A 5,151-nucleotide genomic window follows, 5' to 3' on the forward strand; every position below is an offset into this window, starting at 1 on the left:
CGGGCTCGGGTGAGCCCGCCCGCCGCGACGGTCAGCAGTTGCGGAGTTCGGGGGACTGGTTGAGCAGTTGGCCACGGGTCGACACGAAGCGGCGGTAGCGCTCGCCGTCGACGGCCGATGGGCGGAACGCGGCGACGCGGTGGCAGTTCTGGAAGGCCAGGCGTACGCCGAAGTGTCGCTCCAGGCCACCGCGGATGGCGTCGCTGGCCAGTGCGCGGAGCAGTTGACCCCGGTCGGCGTCGGTGGGCGGCGGAACGACGTTGTCGGCCAGGTCGTCGTCGCCGGCCTCCAGTTCGGCGACCACCCGGCTGACGGTGGCCCAGGCGTACGGCAGCGAGTCACGGACGCAGGCGATGAACGCCTCGTCGTCGATGGGGCCGCGTTCGGCGGCGTCCAGCAGTGCGGGCGGGACAGTGAGCGACATGGTTCTCCTCCGCTACAGCTAATGATTACCGTTTCCAATAACGGCGTCGACTGAGCAGACCACGTCTCTCGCAGGACGTCAACGATGGCCCGGCGCGCCACGCCGCGACCCACCCGTGTCCTGGGACGAGCGGCGGCGTCAGGGTCGGCGGGGATGGCCCTTGAGGTGCCGGCCCAGTTCGCGGGCGATCTCCCGGTTGGCGTCGCGCTCGGCCAACGTCTGCCGCTTGTCGTAGGAGCGCTTGCCCTTGGCGAGGGCCAGTTCGACCTTGGCGAAGCCGTTCTCGAAGTACATCGACAGCGGAACGAGGGTCACCCCGCCCTCGCGGACCTTGTCCAGGATCCGGTCGATCTCGGCGCGGTGCAGCAGCAGCTTGCGGTTGCGGCGCGGGGCGTGGTTGGTCCACGTGCCGTAGGCGTATTCGGCGATGTGAAGGCCGTACAGCACGATCTCACCGTCGCGCTCGTGCGCGAAGGCGTCCACCAGCGAGGCCCGCCCCTCGCGCAGCGACTTGACCTCGGTGCCGACCAGCACGATGCCCGCCTCGTACGTGCGCAGCACCGTGTACTCGTGCCGGGCCTTCTTGTTGGAGGCGATCAACCGGCGGGTGGGTGGCTTGGACGGGGTCACCAGGCGACGATATCCGGCCGTCGGAGCAGTCGTACCGGCCGGCTCAGTCGTGTGCGGGGCGCGCCGGACGTAGTCGCGCGGTGAGGTCCCTCACCGCGTCCCCGAACGCCTCCTGCGACTCACACGGCCAGTGTCCGAGGATCGGCGGCGGAACGCTGTCGCTGGGCGCCGGCACCACGTCCTGCGGGTCGGTCAACCGCCGGTCCACCATCGCCGCCGGCCCGGTCAGCGTCTCGGCCTCCCCGGGACGGTGGGAGGCGAAGATCCAACCGCCGATCGGGTCGGTGTCGCGCCACAGGTTGATCCAGCGCCAGCCGACCCGTTCGCCGATCTCCCGCAGCGCCGGGTCGTCGGCGTACGCCGGGAAGAGCCGGGAGTAGAGCCGGCCCAGCGGTGAGCCGTAGGTCAGGAGGGCGACCCGGTGGGTGATCCGGGTGGGCAGTTGCAGAACCGCGGCGGCGAGCAGTACCGAGCCGTGGCTGTGCCCGGCCAGCAGCACGCCCTGACCCTGTTCCACCAGGTAGGTGATCCGCTTGGCCAACTCCGGCACGGCCCGCTCGGCATAGCAGGGCGGCGCGAACGGGTGCGCCGCCCGGGGCCAGAAGGTGCCCAGATCCCAGAGCACCCCCACGTACCGGCGGAACTGCGGTGTCCGGTACGCGAAGATGCCGCCCACCACCAGGCCGAGCAGGATCGCGGCGATCACGTAGCTACCCGACCCGATCAGGAAGTTGACCATGCCCTCCGGCACTCCGACGTAGCGCTGCGCCACGTCCCCGGGTAGGAGTTGGAGCAGGCCGAGCAGGCTGGTGGCCAGGCCGAGCGCCGCCAGGCTGGCGTACACCACGGAGAGCGGTTCCAGATTCTCGGTGAAACGGGCGCGGGCCACCGCCTGCTCGACCCGCCGCAGCCGGGCCGCCGCGTGCGGCGGCGCGTCCGGGAAGTCGGCGGCCACGATCGCCCGCGCGGCCTGCCGCCGCCCGCGCCGGGTCATCCTGGTGACCAGGCCGGCCACCAGCAGTGCGGTCACCACGGCCAGGAAAAACCCGAAGATCGCCCATTTGTACGCCAGGGGAGGACTGGTCTCCAGGCCGTCCGCGGTCGTCCCGTTGCGGTCGAGCAGGTCCGCCACCCGGAAGACCAACTCGGCCGAGAACGCCACGGCGAGCCCAGCCGAGATCGTCATGAAGACCGGCGCTCCCAACGCGCGGATGGGTGACCTGCGCTGCCCGCCACCCCGCCGCCAGATCACCAGCACGGCGAGCGCGACCACCAGCACGGTCTGGCTGACGAACAGCCAGGCCACGATCGCGCTGTAGCCGGGCAGCACGCCGCCCTGCGGCCACGGCGCCGGGCTGATGACGATGTGCACGATCACCAGCATCGTCAGGCCGCAGGCGATGGTGCGCAGCCCGCGGAAGACCCCGTCCACCCGGGGCGACGGGTCGGTGCGGTCGATGCTCCGCACCACCGTGACCAGGACCAGGCAGCTCAGCAGCACCACTCCGGTGGCCGTCAACAGGATCACCATCACCCACGAGCGGTGCTGGCTGGCTCGCGCGGTCAGCAGGCTGCCGCTGAGCGTGGCGAACGCCGCCGCGACGTGGACCGAGCGCAGCCGACCCACGAGCGGCTCGCCGTCCCACTGGCCGACGGCGCTCAGTTGGTGTTTCGACATCGTCGTCGACGGCGTCCGGAACGCGTCGAAGGAATGGCCCGGGCGAGCGCCCAACCACCAGACGAGCCCGATGGCGGCGACCGGCACGAGCGCCAGCACACCCAGGCGCAGCCCGGTCGGGCGCCCGCCGAGCCAGGACAGCCAGGTCCGACCGGCCAGGCACGACGGGGTGCCCATGCAGCGCCACGCGATCAGGTCCAACGCCACCCCGACGATGGAGAGCACGTAGAGCATGGTGAGAGTGAGGGCGAGCACCCGGCACAGCGCCATGAAGCCGCGCTTCGAGACGGTGTTCGCCGGCCGCATCCACAGGGCCACGTTGCAGAGCATGAACGGCAGCAGGAAGACCAGCGACAGGGTCCGCACGGCTGTGCCGGACGGCAGGTCACTCCAGCGGTACGCCTCCAGCGTCACCCCGTCCGTACCGGTCGAGTCCGGGTATCCGGGGCGCGGTCGGTAGAAACCTCCGCTGCGGTCGCCGGCTACCTGGTAGACGTACGGCCGGTCCAACACCTGGTCCGCGCCCGCGCCGGAGACACCGTGCACTCGCAGCTCCACGATCCCGCCCGACGTCGGCGGTCCGTTCGGTGTCGCGTCGGCCATGGGCCCCCCGAGGTGTGCGCGGCAACCGGGCGGGTCGTCGATGTCCGGCCACCCGCGCGGCGTTCCGGCTTACCCGTCTGCGGGGCGGTCAACCGTGGGGTCGGGCGCCGGCGATGGTGCGGTCGACCGTCGGCAGGTGATTTCATGGCGCCATGGCGAACCCGGTGATCCTGACCGTCGACGACGACCCCGTGGTGTCCCGGGCGGTGGCCCGCGACATCCGGCGCCGCTACGGCGACCGCTATCGGGTGTTGCGAGCCTCTTCCGGCCCAGAGGCGCTGGACGCGCTGCGCGAGGTCAAGCTGCGCGGCGAACAGGTGGCGCTGCTGCTGGCCGACCACCGGATGCCGGAGATGACCGGCGTCGAGTTCCTCGAAGCGGCGATGGACATCTTCCCGGCCGCCCGTCGGGTGCTGCTCACCGCGTACGCGGACACGGACGCCGCGATCGAGGCCATCAACGTGGTCGACCTGGACCACTACCTGCTCAAACCCTGGCACCCGCCGGAGGAGAAGCTGTATCCGGTGGTCGATGGGTTGCTGGAGGCGTGGGCGGTCACCCCGGACGCGGCCAGCGCGGAGATCCGGGTCGTCGGGCACCGCTGGTCGGCGCCGTCGTTCAAGGTCCGCGACTTCCTGGCCCGCAATCTGGTGCCGTACCGGTGGCTGTTGTCCGACGATCCGGAGGGCGTCCGGTTGCTCGACGCGGCCGGGGCCACCGAGGCGGACGTGCCGCTGGTGGTGACGCCGGAGGGCAAGGCGTTGGTTGCCCCGAGCGAGGCCGAGTTGGCCGCGCTGGCCGGGTTGACTGTGGTGCCGGCGTGTGACTTCTACGACCTGGTGGTGATCGGCGGCGGCCCCGCCGGTCTCGGTTCGGCGGTGTACGGCGCGTCGGAGGGGCTGCGCACCGTGCTCGTGGAGCGACGGGCGACCGGCGGTCAGGCCGGGCAGAGCAGCCGCATCGAGAACTACCTCGGCTTCCCGGACGGTGTCTCCGGCGCACAGTTGACCGATCGGGCCCGACGGCAGGCGGTCAAGTTCGGCGCCGAGCTGCTCAGCGCCCGGGAGGTGGTCGGTCTCAGCGAGGCCGGCGGTGCCCGACTGCTGCGTTTCGGCGACGGCACCGAGATCGCCGCGCACACCGTGGTGCTGGCCACCGGCGTGTCGTACCGGGTGCTCGACGCCCCCGGGCTGGCCGACTTCACCGGGCGGGGGGTGTTCTACGGCGCCGCCGCCACCGAGGCGCCGAGCTGCGTCGAGCAGGACGTCTACATCGTCGGCGGTGCCAACTCCGCCGGCCAGGCGGCGGTCCACTTCTCCCGGTACGCGTCGAGGGTGCACCTGCTCATCCGTGGTGCGGACCTGACCGCCTCGATGTCGCGTTACCTGATCGACCAGCTGGAACGGATCGACCGGATCACCGTGCACCCGCACACCGCAGTGGTCGGCGGGGCGGGAGAGGACCACCTGGAGCGGCTCACCCTGTGCGACACCCGCACCGGGGAGGCCCGCTCGGTCGACACCTCCTGGCTGTTCATCTTCATCGGCGCGGAGCCCCGCACCGACTGGCTGGACGGGGTGCTGGTCCGCGACGACCGTGGTTTCATCGTGACCGGTCCGGATCTGCTCGCCGGGGGGCGACGGCCGGCCGGCTGGTCGTTGTCGCGCGACCCGTACCACCTGGAGACCAGCGTGCCGGGCGTGTTCGCCGCCGGGGACGTGCCAGGAGCTGTCGCACCATCGGGATACGGTGTGGGGCGTGGCAAAGCCTGTCCGCCGTGGCCGTGGCCGAGGTCGTCCTCGGCGAGTTCAGCGCA

At 71.5% G+C, this 5,151-nt stretch carries 4 protein-coding genes; 1 reads left to right on the forward strand and 3 read right to left on the reverse strand.

What is annotated here, in order from left to right; all coding sequences use genetic code 11:
• Positions 1–31: 31 nt before the first annotated feature.
• From ABZ749_RS28965 to ABZ749_RS28975, 3 genes are all read right to left on the reverse strand, one after another.
• Complete coding sequence (locus ABZ749_RS28965; protein WP_112673007.1) at positions 32–424, reverse strand: SCO5389 family protein; 393 nt, start codon at positions 422–424, stop codon at positions 32–34.
• Positions 425–562: 138 nt separating this feature from the next.
• The gene (smpB, locus tag ABZ749_RS28970) at positions 563–1,054 is read right to left on the reverse strand and encodes an SsrA-binding protein SmpB (RefSeq protein ID WP_355007334.1); all 492 of its coding nucleotides are present in this window, start codon (positions 1,052–1,054) and stop codon (positions 563–565) included.
• 43 nt (positions 1,055–1,097) lie between these two features.
• On the reverse strand, positions 1,098–3,335 hold the full coding sequence (locus ABZ749_RS28975; RefSeq protein ID WP_357233349.1) for a hypothetical protein: 2,238 nt from the start codon (positions 3,333–3,335) through the stop codon (positions 1,098–1,100).
• 152 nt (positions 3,336–3,487) lie between these two features.
• Here ABZ749_RS28975 and ABZ749_RS28980 point away from each other — a divergent pair.
• Positions 3,488–5,151 (forward strand): FAD-dependent oxidoreductase (locus ABZ749_RS28980; protein WP_357233351.1); only part of this gene is annotated, 1,664 nt, incomplete at its 3' end.

This window comes from Micromonospora sp. NPDC047753 (genome assembly GCF_040642735.1).
Taxonomy (GTDB): Bacteria; Actinomycetota; Actinomycetes; order Mycobacteriales; family Micromonosporaceae; genus Micromonospora.